The sequence below is a fragment of the Streptomyces sp. NPDC028635 genome (assembly GCF_040637635.1).
Classification (GTDB): Bacteria; Actinomycetota; Actinomycetes; order Streptomycetales; family Streptomycetaceae; genus Streptomyces.
Map to the genome: position 1 here is coordinate 146,260 of NZ_JBEZWX010000011.1, position 15,339 is coordinate 161,598.

Annotated in this window: 10 protein-coding genes and 1 pseudogene; 5 read left to right on the forward strand and 6 right to left on the reverse strand. The window is 74.7% G+C overall.

The window, feature by feature from the left end; all coding sequences use genetic code 11:
* The first annotated feature begins 222 nt into the window (after positions 1-222).
* Positions 223-831, forward strand: a complete 609-nt coding sequence (locus tag AB0E88_RS15095) for a response regulator transcription factor (RefSeq protein WP_361629733.1) — start codon at positions 223-225, stop codon at positions 829-831.
* Positions 832-1,092: 261 nt separating this feature from the next.
* On the opposite strand, the pseudogene AB0E88_RS15100 reads toward AB0E88_RS15095, so the two are convergent.
* The 4 genes and pseudogenes from AB0E88_RS15100 to lanKC form a co-directional block, all read right to left on the reverse strand.
* Positions 1,093-2,205, reverse strand: a pseudogene (locus AB0E88_RS15100) (ABC transporter ATP-binding protein); the annotation flags it as partial.
* 425 nt (positions 2,206-2,630) lie between these two features.
* The gene (locus AB0E88_RS15105; RefSeq protein ID WP_361629736.1) at positions 2,631-4,367 is read right to left on the reverse strand and encodes an ABC transporter ATP-binding protein; all 1,737 of its coding nucleotides are present in this window, start codon (positions 4,365-4,367) and stop codon (positions 2,631-2,633) included.
* Between the two features lie 99 nt (positions 4,368-4,466).
* Positions 4,467-4,583: a SapB/AmfS family lanthipeptide gene (locus tag AB0E88_RS15110; protein WP_361629739.1), complete on the reverse strand. Its 117-nt coding sequence runs from the start codon at positions 4,581-4,583 to the stop codon at positions 4,467-4,469.
* 61 nt (positions 4,584-4,644) lie between these two features.
* On the reverse strand, positions 4,645-7,215 hold the full coding sequence (gene lanKC, locus AB0E88_RS15115) for a class III lanthionine synthetase LanKC (RefSeq protein ID WP_361629742.1): 2,571 nt from the start codon (positions 7,213-7,215) through the stop codon (positions 4,645-4,647).
* 193 nt (positions 7,216-7,408) lie between these two features.
* On the opposite strand from lanKC, the gene AB0E88_RS15120 reads away from it, so the two are divergent.
* The 3 genes from AB0E88_RS15120 to AB0E88_RS15130 all read left to right on the forward strand — a co-directional run bounded on the left by AB0E88_RS15120 (position 7,409) and on the right by AB0E88_RS15130 (position 12,945).
* Positions 7,409-9,850, forward strand: a complete 2,442-nt coding sequence (locus tag AB0E88_RS15120; protein WP_361629745.1) for a SpoIIE family protein phosphatase — start codon at positions 7,409-7,411, stop codon at positions 9,848-9,850.
* Between the two features lie 67 nt (positions 9,851-9,917).
* Positions 9,918-10,337, forward strand: coding sequence for a CBS domain-containing protein (locus AB0E88_RS15125; protein WP_361629748.1), 420 nt, complete (start codon positions 9,918-9,920; stop codon positions 10,335-10,337).
* Positions 10,338-11,514: 1,177 nt separating this feature from the next.
* On the forward strand, positions 11,515-12,945 hold the full coding sequence (locus AB0E88_RS15130) for a ubiquinol-cytochrome c reductase cytochrome b subunit (RefSeq protein WP_361629927.1): 1,431 nt from the start codon (positions 11,515-11,517) through the stop codon (positions 12,943-12,945).
* Here the strand turns inward: AB0E88_RS15130 and AB0E88_RS15135 are convergent.
* Positions 12,866-13,264 carry a cytochrome c oxidase subunit 4 gene (locus AB0E88_RS15135; RefSeq protein ID WP_361629751.1) on the reverse strand — a complete coding sequence of 133 codons (399 nt, stop codon included), beginning with the start codon at positions 13,262-13,264 and terminating at the stop codon, positions 12,866-12,868. The genes AB0E88_RS15130 and AB0E88_RS15135 overlap by 80 nt on opposite strands.
* A complete protein-coding gene (ctaD, locus tag AB0E88_RS15140; RefSeq protein WP_361629754.1) occupies positions 13,261-14,934 on the reverse strand; it encodes a cytochrome c oxidase subunit I in 1,674 nt (557 codons plus the stop codon). Before ctaD ends, AB0E88_RS15135 begins: the two co-directional genes overlap by 4 nt.
* A gap of 210 nt (positions 14,935-15,144) precedes the next feature.
* On the opposite strand from ctaD, the gene AB0E88_RS15145 reads away from it, so the two are divergent.
* Entirely contained in the window at positions 15,145-15,327 is a 183-nt protein-coding gene (locus tag AB0E88_RS15145; protein WP_361629757.1) for a hypothetical protein, read from the forward strand.
* The last annotated feature ends 12 nt before the right edge of the window (positions 15,328-15,339 follow it).

Consider the following 15,339-nt stretch of genomic DNA (forward strand, 5'->3'; position numbering starts at 1 on the left):
TCGGTTGCCGGCGCCCTGCGCCGACGCAAACCCACCCGGCTACCCCGCCCTGCGGGTGATCATGCCCGGACAGTCGGAGCGCGGGGCGGTGCACGGGCTGCACCCGTGCGCCCCCGCGCCTCGCGTTGGCCGGATCTCCGCCACCGGGGAACGTCACTAACGCCAACAATGGGGCACGCGTTCACCACCACGACTCCGGCGCAACGAGCTGAAGGGGCAGCATTGATCCGGGTACTTCTGGTCCATGACGCGTCTCTGGTGCGGTCCGTCCTCGCGGACTGGCTGCGCCGGGAGGACGACCTGCGCGTCTACGACACCTCATGGCGCGCCGCGCCGGGCCGGGTGCGGTCGGTACGGCCCGACGTGTGCGCGGCGGACCTGGAGTGCTCCGACGCACCCGGCGTCCCGCCCCTCGGGGAGCTGTGCGGGCGGCCGGCGGACGGCACGGGGCCGCGGCTGCTGGTGCTGGCCGACGCGCACCGGCCGGGGCTGCTGCGAAGAGCCCGGGAAGCGGGGGCGCTCGGCTACATCGGCAAGGAGGGCGCGCCCGAGCGCCTGATCGAGGGCATCCGGCGTGTCGCCGAGGGGGAACGTTTCGTCGACGACTCCCTCGGCTTCGGCTTCCTGGAGGCCGCCGAGATGCCGCTGACCCGGCGCGAGCTGAGCGTGTTATCGCTCGCGGCCGGCGGCGCCTCCGTCGCGGAGATCGCCGGGAGCCTGCACCTGTCGCACGGCACGGTGCGCAACTACATGGCGGCCATCACCCGCAAGACCGGTGCCCGCAACCGCATCGACGCCATCCGCATCTCCCAGGGTCAGGGCTGGGTCTGACTCCGCCGGAGCCGGGACCATGGCGGGGGCGGTGTCGGTGGCCCAGTGGCCGACCAGGTCGCGGTACAGCGGCGAGCCGGCCAGCAGCTCGCCGTGCGTGCCGTACGCCGTGCGCGGGCCGTCCAGCACCAGCACCCGGCCGCCGCGCCGCGCCGAGCTGATGCGGTGGGCCACGACGACCAGCGTCCCGCCCGCCCGCCGGGCGAAGGCCCGCTCCGCGCGCTCCTCCGCCTCCGCGTCCAGATGGCAGGTCGCCTCGTCCAGCAGCACCAGCGGCGCGTACGACAGATGGGCCCGGGTCAGCGCGATCAGCTGCCGCTCGCCCGCCGACAGCGCCGCCGGGTCCACCGGCGCGCTCGGACCGCCGAGCCGCTCCAGCAGCGGCGTAAGCCCGACCGCGTCGGCCGCGGCGAGCAGCTCCGGCTCGGGCACCGGTTCCGGCCGCAGCAGGCTCAGGTTCTCCCCGAGGGTGCCGCTGTGGACGTACGCCTCCTGCGGCACGAGCACCCGCAGCGCGGCGGCCCGCGCCGAGGGCACCGGCGCGCCGTACACGCGGATACCGCCGCGCACCGGCTCGAGCAGCCCCGCGACGAGCGCGGTGAGCGTCGACTTCCCGATGCCGCTGGGCCCGACGACGACCAGATGGGCGCCCTGCGGGAGCGTGAGGTTGAGGTCGTCGATCACGGGGGCCGCGCCCGGGCCGTAGGCGAAGCTGACGCCGGTCAGGCGCAGGGCGGCTTCCTCGGCCGCCGCTGCCGGTGCGGTGACGGGAGCCGCCGGGGGGCCCGCCGCGGCCGTCTCCCGCGCGCCGCCCGGCACCGGCTCCCCGGCGTCCGCCCGCGGTGCCAGCCGGCGCAGGACCACCGTCAGGCGGGCGCCGCTCGTGCCGAGGCCGTGGACGAGGGTGCGCAGGGCGGGCAGCAGGGACTGGGTGACGTAGGCGAGGGCGCCGACCAGGGCGCCCGGGGTCACCCCGCGGGCCAGGAGCCAGGGTGCCGCGGCCGGCAGCAGGACGGCCGGCAGGTGGCCGCCGACGGCGAGGGCCGCCGTGCGCAGCACGGAGAAGCGGGCCAGGGAGCGCGCCGCACGCAGTTCGGCGTCGATGTCCACTCCGACGTCCGCCGCGACGCGTTCCTCCGCCCCGGACGCGGTGATGTCCCGCAGCCCGGGGCAGACGGCGCCGAGGCGCGCGGCGAGTGCCTCGTCGGCGGCGAGGTAGGTCTCCTGCCGCCGGGCCAGCGGCCGCAGCGTCACCGCGAACAGCGCCACACCGGCGGCCAGCGGCGGCCCCACGACGAGCAGCAGGGGCGGCGCGAGGGCGAGCAGCCCGGCGACCGCGCCGACGGACGTGAACAGGAACGACCGCGCCACCATCACCAGCCCGGCGAAGGTGTCCCGCGCGATCTCCACCTGCTGGGTGAGGCCGGACAGCGCCCCGTCGTCCGCCTCGCGCACACCGCGTTCCACGACCAGGGTCACCAGCCGGTCCCGCAGCGGTTCCACCAGCGCGGCGACCGCGCCGTACACCCGCCCGGTGCCCAGCGCGCCGGCCAGCACCCCCGCGCCCGCCACCGCCAGCCAGACCAGCCCGGTCCCGGCCCGCCCGGCGAGGAACCCGTCGTCCAGGGCGCGGGCCAGACCGTAGCCGAGCAGGAAGGTCTGCCCGGTCTCCAGCACCGACCAGCCGGCCAGCCGCAGCAGCACGGGCCACCGCCGGCGCAGGAACCGCGCCCCCCGTACGAGGAGCCCGGCGCCCGCAGCCGTACCTTCCCCTCCGCGCACCGCCCCGCCTCCTGCGCTCACCGCCCCGCCTCCTCCCGCTCCGCGCCGGCGAACACCGCCCGGTAGCCGGGGTCCCGCCACAGCGTCTCGTGCCGGCCCACGGCGCGGACGCGTCCGCCGTCCAGCCAGGCCACGACGTCCGCGCGGGCGGCCGTCGCGGCGCGGTGGGCGACGAGCAGGCGGGTGCCCCGGCCGCCCGGACCGGTGAGAGCCTCGGTGATGTGGTGCTCGGTCACGGTGTCGAGGCTCGACAGCGCGTCGTCCAGGACGAGCAGCCGCCCGCCCCGGGCGAAGGCGCGCGCGAGACCCAGGCGCTGCGACTCGCCGCCGGAACGCGGGGCGTCGGCCAGGGCGGTGCCGTAGCCGGAGGGAAGGCGTCGCACGAAGTCGTCGGCGTGCGCCGAGCGGGCCGCGTCGCGGACGCGGCCGGGGGACGGGTGCGGCAGGCCGAGGGCGAGTGCGTCCTCCACCGTGGTGCCGAGCAGCACAGGGCGGTCGAAGGCGCAGGCCACCGCTGTCCGCAGCTCCTCGGCGGACAGCTCCCGCAGGGGCACCCCGTCCAGCAGGATCTCCCCGGCGTCCGGGTCGGCCAGGCGCGCAACCAGCGCCGCGAGCACCGACTTGCCCGTCCCGGAGCGGCCGACGACCGCGAGCGTGGTCCCGCCCGGCACGACCAGGTCGACCCCGTCGAGCACCGTGCGCTCGCCGCGCCGCGCGGTCACCCCGCGCAGTTCCAGGCGTCCTAGGCCGCCCTCCGGCAGCCGGCGTCGGCCGTACCGGGGCGCGGGCACGGCGTGCAGCTCGCCCAGACGTCCGGCCGCCGCACGGGCCCGCGCCACAGCGGTGAGCTGCCCGACGAGCGCTCCGACACCGGTGGCGAGCACCGCGTACCGCGACGCCGCCAGCAGCTCCCCGGCGGTGAGCCGGTGCCGGGCCAGCAGCAGGCCCGCGACCGCCACCACCGCCAGTTGCAGCAGCGGCGCCACCGCGACGGCCTGCGCCGCGGCCCGGCCCTGCACCCGCCACATGCGGTGCCCGGCGCGGGACAGTTCCTCAAGCGGCGCGAGGATGCGGGCCGTCTCCCGCTCCTGGAGCCCGGCCGCGCGGATGGTGCGCCGCCCGGCGACGGCCTCAGCCAGCGTCGCCGCCATCCGCCCCTGCACCCGCTGGTAGTCGGTGACGCTGGCGGACGTGTCGCGGGCCAGGGCGCGCAGCAGGAGGTAGAGCGGCGGTGCCCCGGCGAGCAGGACGACCGCCAGCCAGGGGTCGATCAGCGCCAGCGCGACGACGCCCCCGGCCGGCACCACGATCGCGGCCGGCAGCGCGGCGCGGGCCGCCGGGGCCGTTCCGGCCGCGGCGGCGTTCCCGACCAGCCGGGCGACCAGTTCACCGGCCGGGAAGCGGTCCTGGGCCCGGGGACCGAGAGCGAGCACATGGCCGGTGGCACGACGGCGCAGCCACGCGGTGGTGCGGGCGTCGACGGTGCCGTGGAGCACCGTGTCGGCCGCGTCGAGCACGGCTGTCAGCAGCACGAGGCCCGCGCACAGCAGCACCCAGCGCGTCGCGGACTCGTGCGCCAGCAGCAGGTCCAGGGCCCGCCCCAGCGCCGCCGGCAGCAGCAGCCCGGCGCCGGCCGACGCGACACCGGCCACCGTCAGGGCCGTACGGCGACCCGCGCTGTGCCGGGCCGCTGCGCGCAGCAGCACCCGGCTCTCGTCGTTCGCCGTGCCGCCTCGCTGGTGCGCACCTGCCATGCCGCCTGCTCCCGGAGAAGAGTGAGGGCCCCGGGTGGCCCCCGTGCGAAGGGGGCCACCCGGAGCCTGGGTCACGCGAGGGGTGTCACGCTCGGGGCGTCACACACAGAGCAGGACGCTCGCGGCGCTGATGCAGGACAACAGGCTGACGGTGCTCGCGCCGCCGCCGCCGGTGTGCTCGTCGGACTCCATCGTCTGCAGGTCGAGAAGAGCCATGATCGTGTCCTTTCGTCATGGGGACAGGGGTGATGTCACGACCGCGGGACTGCGGCCGCGTCTATTGGGGCCGCGTGAGCGGCGGGAGGAACGGCAGGTGTGCCGGGCCGGGGCCGTCGAGGGCCGCGCCGAGCGCCAGCAGGCAGCCCGCCGTTCCGGTGGCGAGGTCCATGGAGAGCCGCATCATCTGGTGGCCGGGGAAGGCGAGCTGGCCCTGGTAGGCCATCGCGTACCAGCCGAGCCCGGAGATCTGGCCGGCCAGGAGCTCCGGCGCCGCCCCGGTGCGGCTCAGGTGCAGGATCAGTCCGGCGCGGCCCTGGAACAGCCCGGGCTGCGCGTAGAAGCGGGAGGTCGCGGCGGTCAGTACGCCCGCCCGTACGGCCGCGAACTGTTCGGCCGCCTGCGGCGCGTGCGTGAGGAAGTCGTCCAGGACCATGCCGATCCCGGCGCTGCCGTCGCCGAGATACGGCAGGGTGCGCCAGCCCTCGTCGACCTCCAGCGAGCCGCCCGGCCGCACCACGCAGCGTTCCAGGTCCCGCTGGAGTGCCACACCGGCCGCCCGCAGCAACTCCGCCTCACCGGTGCGTTCGTACTGCCGCAGCAGGAACAGCGCCGGCCCGCTCGCGCCGCGCATCAGCCCGGCCCGCCGTTTCGGCGCCGGCGGCTCCGCCAGACGCCCGACGAGGACCCGCGCCGCCTCGGCGGCCCGCTCGCCCAGCTCGCTCTCGCCGGTGGCGTCCGCGAGCGCGCCGAGGACCAGGCCGAGCCCGGCGAGTCCGCCGTGCAGGTCCGAGGACAGGTTCTGCCAGCGTTCGCGGAGGATGCCCTCGACGAGGTCCAGGGCCCGTTGCCGGTGGCCCAGCAGGGCGAGTACGTGGGCGACGCCCGCGAGACCGTCGTACAGGCCGAGCGGGGTGCCCACGGGCGCCGGGTCGGTGTGGTCCAGCAGCCAGCGCTCGCCCTCGTCGTAGCGTTCGGCGCCGGTCGCGGCGAGCGCGTACAGCACGCCGGCCGCGCCGTGGCCGATACCGAGACCGCCCCCGTCGGAGAACTGGGCGATGTCGCCGGGGAAGAGCCGGTCGTCGCGTTCCGGGGTCGCCGAGGCGAGGATCGCCTTGGTCATCGAGTCCCGGCTGTGCGGCCAGTCGGCGGGATCCACGAGCGGGACGGATCCCGCCGACCGGCCGGCCGTGTCCCGGGTGATCTCGGCGACCGCCTCCGCCAGGAAGCCGGCGGGCACCTCGGGGAACTCACGGGCGATGACCTCGGCGAGGTGGGCCGCCTTGCCGCGGTCCACCACGAACAGCGTGGTCACCGGCAGGAACAGCGCGAGCCGCAGGCAGGCGAGGGCGTAGCGGTCCACCTCTACGCCCCGCCGGTCGGGCGGCGCGAAGAAGCCCGGGTGGGCGACGACCTGGCGGCCGTGCTCCTCGACGGGTGCGGCCGCCTCGAAGTCGATCAGGTACACCGACTCCTCGTCGGGGGCGACCATGATGTTGAAGACGTGCAGGTCGTTGAAGACGATCCCGCGCGCGTGCACCTTCTCCACCGCCTGCTCCACGGCCCGGTGGATGCGCACCGCCCACGCCGTGTACGCGGCGACCTCGCCGGGATCCGGGTCCGGCGTGAGCAGCGGATGCCGCTCCGCGAAGAACGCGTTCAGCGGCCGCCCCTCGACGAAGTCCGTCACCAGGAACCGGTGGTCGCCGAGCGTGAACCAGTCCCGCACCTCCGGCACCACACCGGTGCCCGCCAGCCGCTCCAGCGCGTCCTTCTCCCGCTCCAGCCGGGCGATGGCGTCGGCGCCGTCGGAGGCCAGCCCCGCGTGCGGGCGGCCCTCCTTCAGCACCACCTTGCGGCCGTTGCGGGTGTCGGTGCCCGCGTACACCCCGCCGCCGTTGGAGAAGTGCAGCGCCTTGTCGATGCGGTACGGCAGCTCGCCCACCGTCGTGGTGTTGCGCGCGGCCAGATGCGGCGCGAGGAACTCGGGCAGCGTCACCCACTCCGGCACCTGGAAGGAGGGAGTGCGCCGGTCCGGCACCAGCCGGCCCTCCCCGTCACGGACCGCCGGCACCAGCGCGCCGCGCTCGTCGACGACGTAGGAGCGCGCGAAGGCGCCGTAGCGGACGTACAGCGGGCCCTCGCCCCAGCGCAGGTCGGTGAGGATGTACGGGCCCTCGAAGCCCTCCAGCAGCTCGCCCAGCTCCCGCAGCACGGTGTGCAGCTGCTCCTCGCCGTCCGGGTAGACGGTGACGAACTTGCCGCTGGTGTCGCGCCCGGCGTACTTGGCGTTGCGCAGGTGCAGCAGGTGCGGGCCCGGCACGAACTTGAACGGGATGCGGCGCGGCACGCAGTAGTCCCACACGATCGCCGCGATCCGCTCGGCGTTCGCCCGGGTGGCCGAAGCGTGGATCTTCCAGCCCTGGGCCGGACCGAAGTGCGGCCGGCCGTCCGCGGCGAGCGGGGTCAGCGTCAGCCAGTCTCCGACGCGCGCCGCGCTCCAGCCCGCCGGCACTTCACGGCGCGCCGCCGCGAACAGCGGTGCGGCCTGCTCGCCGCCGTCCGACAGCCGGTCCGGCGTGTCGTAGAAGTGACGGTCGGCGAGGGCGTACACCTCGTACCGCTTGTCCATGCCTCCCCCTCCGTGGTCCGCCCAAGAGATTTCCAGTGAGTGACCGACCACCGACAGTCACGGGTGTCACCACATCGCCGTGCAGAACGCATGCGTCAACAGATGTTCGGATCGTTTCGAGCAGCTCAGCCGCCGCGGCCCGGTCGCGGTCGCAGGGGCTGCGCGGGCGGGCGATGCGCGCTGTAATACCGACGTGGTCGGTGAGGGAGCTGCGGGACGCGAGCCGCGGACACTGCGTGCGGAACGTGCCCTCAAGGCGCTCGCCTCCGGCCGCGACTCACCCGAACGGCTCCGGCAGGTCCTCGAACAGGCACTGGTGTTCGCCGACGCGCAGCTGGCCGCCGTCTACACCCCGGGTGAGGACGGCGACCTGCTGTGTCTGGTGGAGTGCGCCGGAGTGCCGAGATCCGTGTACGGCCTGCGCGAGAGCTACCCGGTGTCCGGGGGCTCGCCGGCCGCCGACGTGCACCGCACCGGGCACGCGGTGTGGCTCGGGCCCCGGGAGCTGGCCGCGCGGGCGCCGTCGCGGCGCGTTCCCGCACTCGACTTCCACCTGGCCGCGCTGCCCCTGCACGGCACCGGCGGCTGCCTCCTCGCCGTCACCGAGGAGAGCGGCGGCTTCGGCACCGAGGCGCGTACCTGTCTGGAGCTGGTCGCCGCGGCCGTCGTCACGGGCGTGCCGGTCGCGGCCACCGAGACCGGTGAGCTGCCCGCGCACTCCTTCAGCCTCGCCATGGACAGCGGGCGGGTCGCGGTCGGTGACGGCATCCTGCGGCTGTTCGGGCTGGACCGCGAGGACTTCGACGGCAAGGTCGAGACCCTGCTGCGGCTCACCGTCCCCGAGGACCTGCCCGCACTGATGTCCGTCGTCGAGGCCGACCACATGTCGATAGGCGACCGCGAGCTGGAGTTCCGGATCCTCCAGCCCTCGGGCGCGCCCAGGTGGCTCCGGCTGCGCGGGCGGCTGCTGCCCGGCGGGGAGGGGCGGCCCGCCCGGCTGGTCGGCACCGTCGAGGACACCTCCGCGCTGCGCTCCGACGTCACCGACGTGGCCCGGGTGCAGCGCCTGGCCGCCATGCTGGCCACCGCGGGAACCGTGCGGGACGTCAGCCAGGCCGTCGTGTCCGCCCTGCGCAAACCGCTGCGGGCCGACCGGATCGCGCTCGCCGAGCTGGAGGGCGACCGCCTCGTCGTCACCGTCCTCGACCCGCCGCAGCCCGAGGCCTGGCCGGAGCTGTGGCGGCTGGAGTGGCGCGCCGAGTGGCCCGACGCGCCCGTGCGTGCCATGCCCACCCTCGCCGCCGCGCTGCGCGAGGGCCGCGCCCAGATCTGGCCCGCCGGCACCGCCCTGGAACCCGCCCTCGCCGAGGTCGGGCCCGGCGGACTCGCCGTGCTGCCGCTGCCCGCGGGCAACCGCATGGCCGGCGCCTGCCTCATCGGCTGGGACGCCCCGCACGACTTCGGCCCCGACGAACGCGCCCTGCTCACCGCCTCCGCAGGCCTCGCCGGGCAGGCCCTGATGCGCGCCCACGCCTTCGACGCCGAGCACGAACTGGTCGGCATGCTCCAGCGTCAGCTGCTGCCGCGCCGGCTGCCCACGCTGCCCGGCGCCGTCGCGGTCGCCCGCTACCTGCCCGCCACGGCCGGCCTCGAGGTCGGCGGGGACTGGTACGACGTGATCCCGCTGCCCGACCACCACGTCGCCCTCGTCATCGGCGACGTACAGGGCCACAGCACCGCCGCCGCCACCCTCATGGGGCAGATGCGCACCGCCCTGCGCGCCTACGCCGTCGAGGGCCACCCGCCGGACGTGGTCGTCTCGCACGCCAACCGGCTGCTGGCCGACCTGGAGACCGACCTGTTCGCCACCTGCGCCTACGTCGACCTCGACCTGGAGTCCGGCTCCGCGTGGTGCGTACGGGCCGGGCATCTGCCGCCGGTACTGCGCCATCCCGACGGCAGCACCGAGATCGTCGAGTCCGACGGCGGCCCGCCGCTCGGTGTGCTCCCGCAGGCGGACTTCCCGCTCGGCCCGCTGTCCCTGCGGCCCGGCACGGTGCTCGCGCTCACCACGGACGGCCTGGTCGAGTCGGCGGACTCCGACATCGACACCGGCCTCGCCCGGCTCGCCCACGACCTCGGCGGCTGCGGCGTCGCCGACCTCGGCACGGTCGCCGACGCCCTGCTCGGCAACGCCCACCGCAGCGACGACGTCGCCCTGCTCCTGCTGCGCTACGACGGGATGGCCTCGCGCCCGCGGCGGGAGAGCTGGACGGTGTGGCGGGTGCCGCAGGCCGTCGGGCACGCCCGCCGCTTCGCCCGGCGCACCCTGCGCGCCTGGGGCGTCCCCGCGTCCGCCGTCGACGCCGCCCTGCTCGTCGTCTCCGAGCTCGTCACCAACGCCCTCGTGCACACCGGCGGGCAGGTCCGCCTCAGCCTCACCCTGGTCAACCACCGGCTGCGCATCGCGGTCGCCGACGCCTCCCCGCGCACCCCCGTGAAGCCGACCAGCATCGGCTGGGAGGCCACCGGCGGCCGCGGCATCCTCCTCGTGGAGGCCGTGTCGGACACCTGGGGCGCGGTCCCCGTCAGCGGCGGCAAACAGGTGTGGAGCGAGATCGACATCGCCCGCTGAATTCCCGTGTCACCGGGCGGCTGCGGGTAACCCGGCTCCCGCACACCCCCTTGGCAAGGAGTACGCCATGACCCAGCACGTCCGCGACATCATGACCGCCGACCCGGTCACCGTGGAGCCGCAGGCCTCCGTCACCGCCGTGGCCCGGCTGATGCGCGACGAGGACCTCGGCGCGGTCCTGGTGACCGACGGCGACGACCTGCGCGGCCTGGTCACCGACCGTGACCTGGTGGTGCGGGGCATCGCCGACGGCGGTGACCCGGAGCAGACCACCGTCGCCGGCATCTGCAGCGACGACGTGGTCACCGTCGGCCCCGACGACGACCTGAGCCTCGCGATCCGCCTGATGCGCGAGCACTCGGTACGCCGTATCCCCGTCGTCGACCACGGCCACCCGGTCGGCATCGTCTCCCTCGGCGACACCGCCATGGAACGCGACCCGGACTCGGCCCTCGGCGACATCAGCGCGGCCCGCCCCAACACCTGACACCACGTCACCCCCTCCGACCGGACACCCCACCGGCCCGGTGCCCGGCGGGCGCCTTGGGGCCGGCCCGCGGCCCTGGCAGCCACCGCCCCGCGACGGGCGCCGCCGGGCGCCTGCGGCGAAGCCGCCCCGGGGCTGACGGGCGCCGCCCACGACGCCGTGCGCAGGCGTGCCTGGCGACCCGCCGGTCTGCCCGGGGGCGGGCGGGCGTAGCACCGCCGCGCAGGCTGCCGTCGCCGGTCGCAAGTGAAGGCCCGTCCAAGCCGCTGTGGGCGGCGCCCCAGGGATGGACGCCGCCCACAGGGGCTTGTGCAGCCGTGCCTGGCAACTGCCGGTCTGCCCGGGGCACGTGGGCAAAGCCTCGCATCGCGGGCAGCCGTTCCCGGCCGCCGGTGAAGGGCCCGTCCGGCGACCTGCCGGAGTCTCCCCGCCCCGGGGTGCGGATGCAGCCCACGGACCCTTGCGCGGGCGCGCCTGGCAACGTGCCGGTCTGCCCGGTGCACGTGGCGGAGCCCTGCCCGGCTGCCTGCGGCCCGGGCCGCCCTGCCAAGGGCTGATCCGGCGGCCTGCCGACGCCGCTCGTGGGCCGCGGACACCGCCCACGTAAGCCTGCCTGCTGACCCGGTTGCCATCCGAAGGCCCGTTCGGCGGCCTGCCGCGTCGCGGCGCTCGGGGGACTGGCGAGCCACCCGGCCGCCAGGGCCCGCCACCCCGGCTCCCGACCCCGGCACCGGCTCCCCCGGCACCGGCTCCCACCCCCGGCACCGGGCGTGGTGCCGGCTCACTCCCGCACTAGGCGCGTCCGGTGCGGGCGCCCACCCTGCGCGTCCGGCGCGGACGCCCACCCGGCGCGTCCGGTGCGGACGCCCACCTCGCGGCCCCTCCCCGCAAGGGCTCGCCCACCCTCTCCGCACCTGCACCGGTCCGTCCGCCCCCGGCGTGTGCGGGATGCGCGGGCCCGAACGGGTGCAGTGCGGTGGAGACGCGGGTGGTTCCGGCGGCGCCGCGTGGCGCGGGTGCGCCGGCGGGGGAGGGACATTTGCGGTGCATCGGCGAGCGCGGGAGGCACAGGGACGTGGAGCGGGACGGCCGGCCGGAGCCGGTGGCGGGGGACAGCAGGGGCGAGCGGCTGGCCGGTGCCCTCGACGCGCGGCTGCCGGTCGGCGAGGGCGGCGCGATGCTGCGCAAGGCGTTCCCCGACCACTGGTCGTTCCTGCTCGGTGAGATCGCCCTGTACAGCCTGCTGGTGCTGGTCCTCACCGGCGTGTGGCTGACCTTCTTCTTCGACCCGGAGATGCGCGAGGTCGTCTACGCCGGCTCCTACGGGCCACTGCGCGGCGTACTCATGTCCGCCGCCTACGACTCCACCCTGCGCATCAGCTTCGACGTACGCGGCGGGCTGCTGCTGCGCCAGATCCACCACTGGGCGGCCCTCGTGTTCGCCGCCGCGATCGGCGTGCACCTGCTGCGGATCTTCTTCACCGGCGCCTTCCGCCGGCCCCGCGAGCTGAACTGGGTCATCGGCGTCACCCTGTTCATGCTGGCCCTGGCGGAGGGCTTCGCCGGCTACTCCCTGCCCGACGACCTGCTCTCGGGCACGGGCCTGCGCATCGCTCAGGGCATCATGCTGTCGCTGCCGGTCGTCGGCACGTATGTGAGCTTCTTCGTCTTCGGCGGCCAGTTCCCCGGGCACGACTTCATCTCCCGGCTCTATCCGATGCACATCCTGCTGCTGCCCGGCGTGCTGATCGGCCTGGTGACCGTGCACCTGATCCTGGTGTTCCACCTCAAGCACACCCAGTGGAGCGGCCCCGGACGCACCGAACGCAACGCCGTCGGCAAACCGATGGTGCCGCAGTTCTCCGCGAGCTCCGCCGGACTGTCCCTCATGGTCTTCGGCCTGCTCGCCGTGCTCGGCGCCGTCGCCCAGATCAACCCGGTGTGGGTCTACGGTCCCTACCGCCCCGACCAGGCCTCCACCGGCTCCCAGCCCGACTTCTACGTCGGCTTCCTGGAGGGCGCGCTGCGCCTCGTACCGCCGTGGGAGACGGATCTCGCCGGTCACACCCTCATGTGGAACGTGCTCCTGCCCGCCGTGGTCCTGCCCGGTCTGCTCTTCCTGGTGCTGTACGCGTACCCGTTCGCCGAGCAGCGGCTGACGGGGGAGTGGCGCCAGGAGCAGCACCTGTGCGACCGGCCCCGCGACCGGCCGGTCCGCACCGGCCTGGGCGTCGCCGGGGTCGTCTTCTACGGCGTCCTGCTGGTCGCCGGCGGCAATGACGTGGCCGCCGCCACCTTCCGCGTCTCCGTGAACGTGATGACCTGGACCCTGCGCGTCCTGCTCGTCCTCGCGCCGATCGCCGCGTTCTTCCTCACCCGCTGGCTGTGCCACGCCCTCACCGACGAGGAACGCGAGCACCTTCTCGAGGGCGTGGAGACCGGCGACGTACGGCAGACCGTCGAGGGCGGCTACGAGGAGAGCCGGCGCCCCGTCACCACCGTGCGGCCCGGCGCCCCGCGGCCGCAGCTCACTCCTGGTCCTCGCCCCGGTGCACGTACTGGAACGCCATCCCCAGAACCCCCCGAGCCAGCACCGCCGTCCCGATGAGGAACAGCCACAGCCCGTACACCACTCCGGTGGCCGCCAGCGCGAACCCGGCCGCGGTGACCACCGGCCAGTGGCTCGCCGCGGGGAAGAACTCCACCGGCCCGGCCGCGTCGACGACCTCGGCGTCCTTGCGGTCCTGCGGCCGCGGGCCCCGGCGCCGGTACTGCACGGCGCTGAAGAAGGACACCAGGGACGCCATCAGAAAGGCGATCACGAGCACCGCTGAACCGGCCGGCTCCCGTGACCAGCCGCCGTAGAGCGCGGCGATGCCCGCGAAGAACAGCGCCACGCCCCCGAACAGCTTCGACTCCGCCTTCACCGCTGCCCCACCTCCTTCGCCCGGCTCGCCACATGGGGATGGTGCAGCTCGAAGGCGGGCGATTCGGAGCGGATCCGGGGCAGGGCGTGGAAGTTGTGCCGCGGCGGCGGGCAGGAGGTCGCCCACTCCAGGGAGCGCCCGTACCCCCACGGGTCGTCCTCGGTGACCACCCGGCCGTGCCGGGCGGAGTACCACACGTTGTACAGGAACGGCAGCGTGGACACCCCGAGCAGGAACGCCCCCGCCGTGGACAGGGTGTTGAGCAGGGTGAAGCCGTCGGAGGGCAGGTAGTCGGCGTACCGGCGCGGCATGCCCGCCTCGCCCAGCCAGTGCTGCACCAGGAACGTCAGCTGGAAGCCGGGGAAGAGCAGCCAGAAGTGCAGCTTGCCCAGCCGCTCGTCGAGCATCCGGCCGGTCAGCTTCGGCCACCAGAAGTAGAAGCCGGCGAACATCGCGAACACCACCGTGCCGAACAGCACGTAGTGCAGGTGCGCGACGATGAAGTACGAGTCGGTGAGGTGGAAGTCCAGCGGCGGTGAGGCGATCAGCACGCCGCTCAACCCGCCCAGCAGGAACGTCACCAGGAAGCCCAGCGACCACAGCATCGGCGTCTCGAAGGAGATCGAGCCGCGCACCATGGTGCCGATCCACGCGAAGAACTTGATGCCCGTCGGCACGGCGATCAGGAACGACATCAGCGAGAAGAACGGCAGCAGCACCGCCCCGGTCGCGAACATGTGGTGCGCCCACACCACCGCCGACAGCATCGTGATGCTGACGGTCGCCCCGATCAGCGGCAGGTATCCCCACAGGGGTTTGCGGCTGAACACCGGGATGATCTCGGAGATGATCCCGAAGAACGGCAGCGCGACGATGTAGACCTCCGGATGCCCGAAGAACCAGAACAGGTGCTGCCACAGCAGCGCGCCGCCGTTCGCCGAGTCGAAGACGTGCGCGCCGAACTTGCGGTCCGCCTCCAGCGTGAGCAGCGCCGCGGTCAGCACGGGGAACGCCGGCAGGACCAGGATCGAGGTGAACAGCACGTTCCAGGTGAACAGCGGCATCCGGAACATGGTCATGCCGGGCGCGCGCAGGCACATGATGGTGGCGATGAAGTTCACCGCGCCCAGCGTCGTCGACACACCGGCCACCACCAGCCCCATCGCCCACAGGTCACCGCCCGCGCCGGGCGTGTGCACCGCGTCGTTCAGCGGCGCGTAGGCGAACCAGCCGAAGGACGCCGCCCCCGTGGGCACCAGGAACCCGGAGACCACCATCAGGCCGCCGAACAGGTACATCCAGTACGACAGCGCGTTCAGCCGCGGGAACGCCACGTCCGGCGCGCCGATCTGCAACGGCATCACGGCGTTGGCGAACCCGGCGAACATCGGCGTCGCGAACAGCAGCATCATGATCGTGCCGTGGATCGTGACGAACTGGTTGTAGCCCTCCTCGCTCAGCAACTGCAGCCCGGGCCGCGCCAGCTCCGCGCGCATCGCCATGGCCAGCAGACCTGCGAGGAGGAAGAAGCAGAACGCGGTCACCAGATACAGGTGCGCGATCACCTTGTGGTCGGTCGTGGACGTCCAGCGCAGCAGCGCACGGCCGAACGTCCGCCCGGCCGAGGCCGGGTGTCCGTCCGGTCTGCGCTGTGCCCGCAGGTCTGTCATCGTCCTCCTCCCCGGACCGCGGCGACGCTACCGCCGTGGTCCACGGCGGTGTCCGCGCCACGCAGGGCCCGGGGCCGGAGGTGCGCCCCTACGGCCTATCCGCGGCTGCCGCCCGGTTTGTGGACGTCTGTTTGAATTCGGGACGTCCGGGGACCCGGCGACGTAGTGCGAACGAAGGAACGCGCGGGCAGCGAAGGAAGATGAGACGCCGTGACGACCGCTCAGTCCCAGGACAAGACCGTCATACGCCGAGCCGAGACCGGCTGGGCGAGGGCCCGCAGGCTGCGGCGCCAACGCGCGCTGCGCACCTGCCTGCCCGCCGTGGAGGACCCCGGCGCCGAGTCCGCGTCGTACACCGGGACCGACGGGAACATCGTCCGGGGTGAGGACTGAGGCCGGTGCGCG

Bases quoted from the DNA above. Each gene is read 5' to 3' on its own strand.
- AB0E88_RS15105 (WP_361629736.1), bottom strand. From the start codon at position 4,367: ATGGCAGGTGCGCACCAGCGAGGCGGCACGGCGAACGACGAGAGCCGG.
- AB0E88_RS15110 (WP_361629739.1), bottom strand. From the start codon at position 4,583: ATGGCTCTTCTCGACCTGCAGACGATGGAGTCCGACGAGCACACCGGC.
- lanKC (WP_361629742.1), bottom strand. From the start codon at position 7,215: ATGGACAAGCGGTACGAGGTGTACGCCCTCGCCGACCGTCACTTCTAC.
- AB0E88_RS15125 (WP_361629748.1), top strand. From the start codon at position 9,918: ATGACCCAGCACGTCCGCGACATCATGACCGCCGACCCGGTCACCGTG.
- AB0E88_RS15130 (WP_361629927.1), top strand. From the start codon at position 11,515: ATGCTGCGCAAGGCGTTCCCCGACCACTGGTCGTTCCTGCTCGGTGAG.
- ctaD (WP_361629754.1), bottom strand. From the start codon at position 14,934: ATGACAGACCTGCGGGCACAGCGCAGACCGGACGGACACCCGGCCTCG.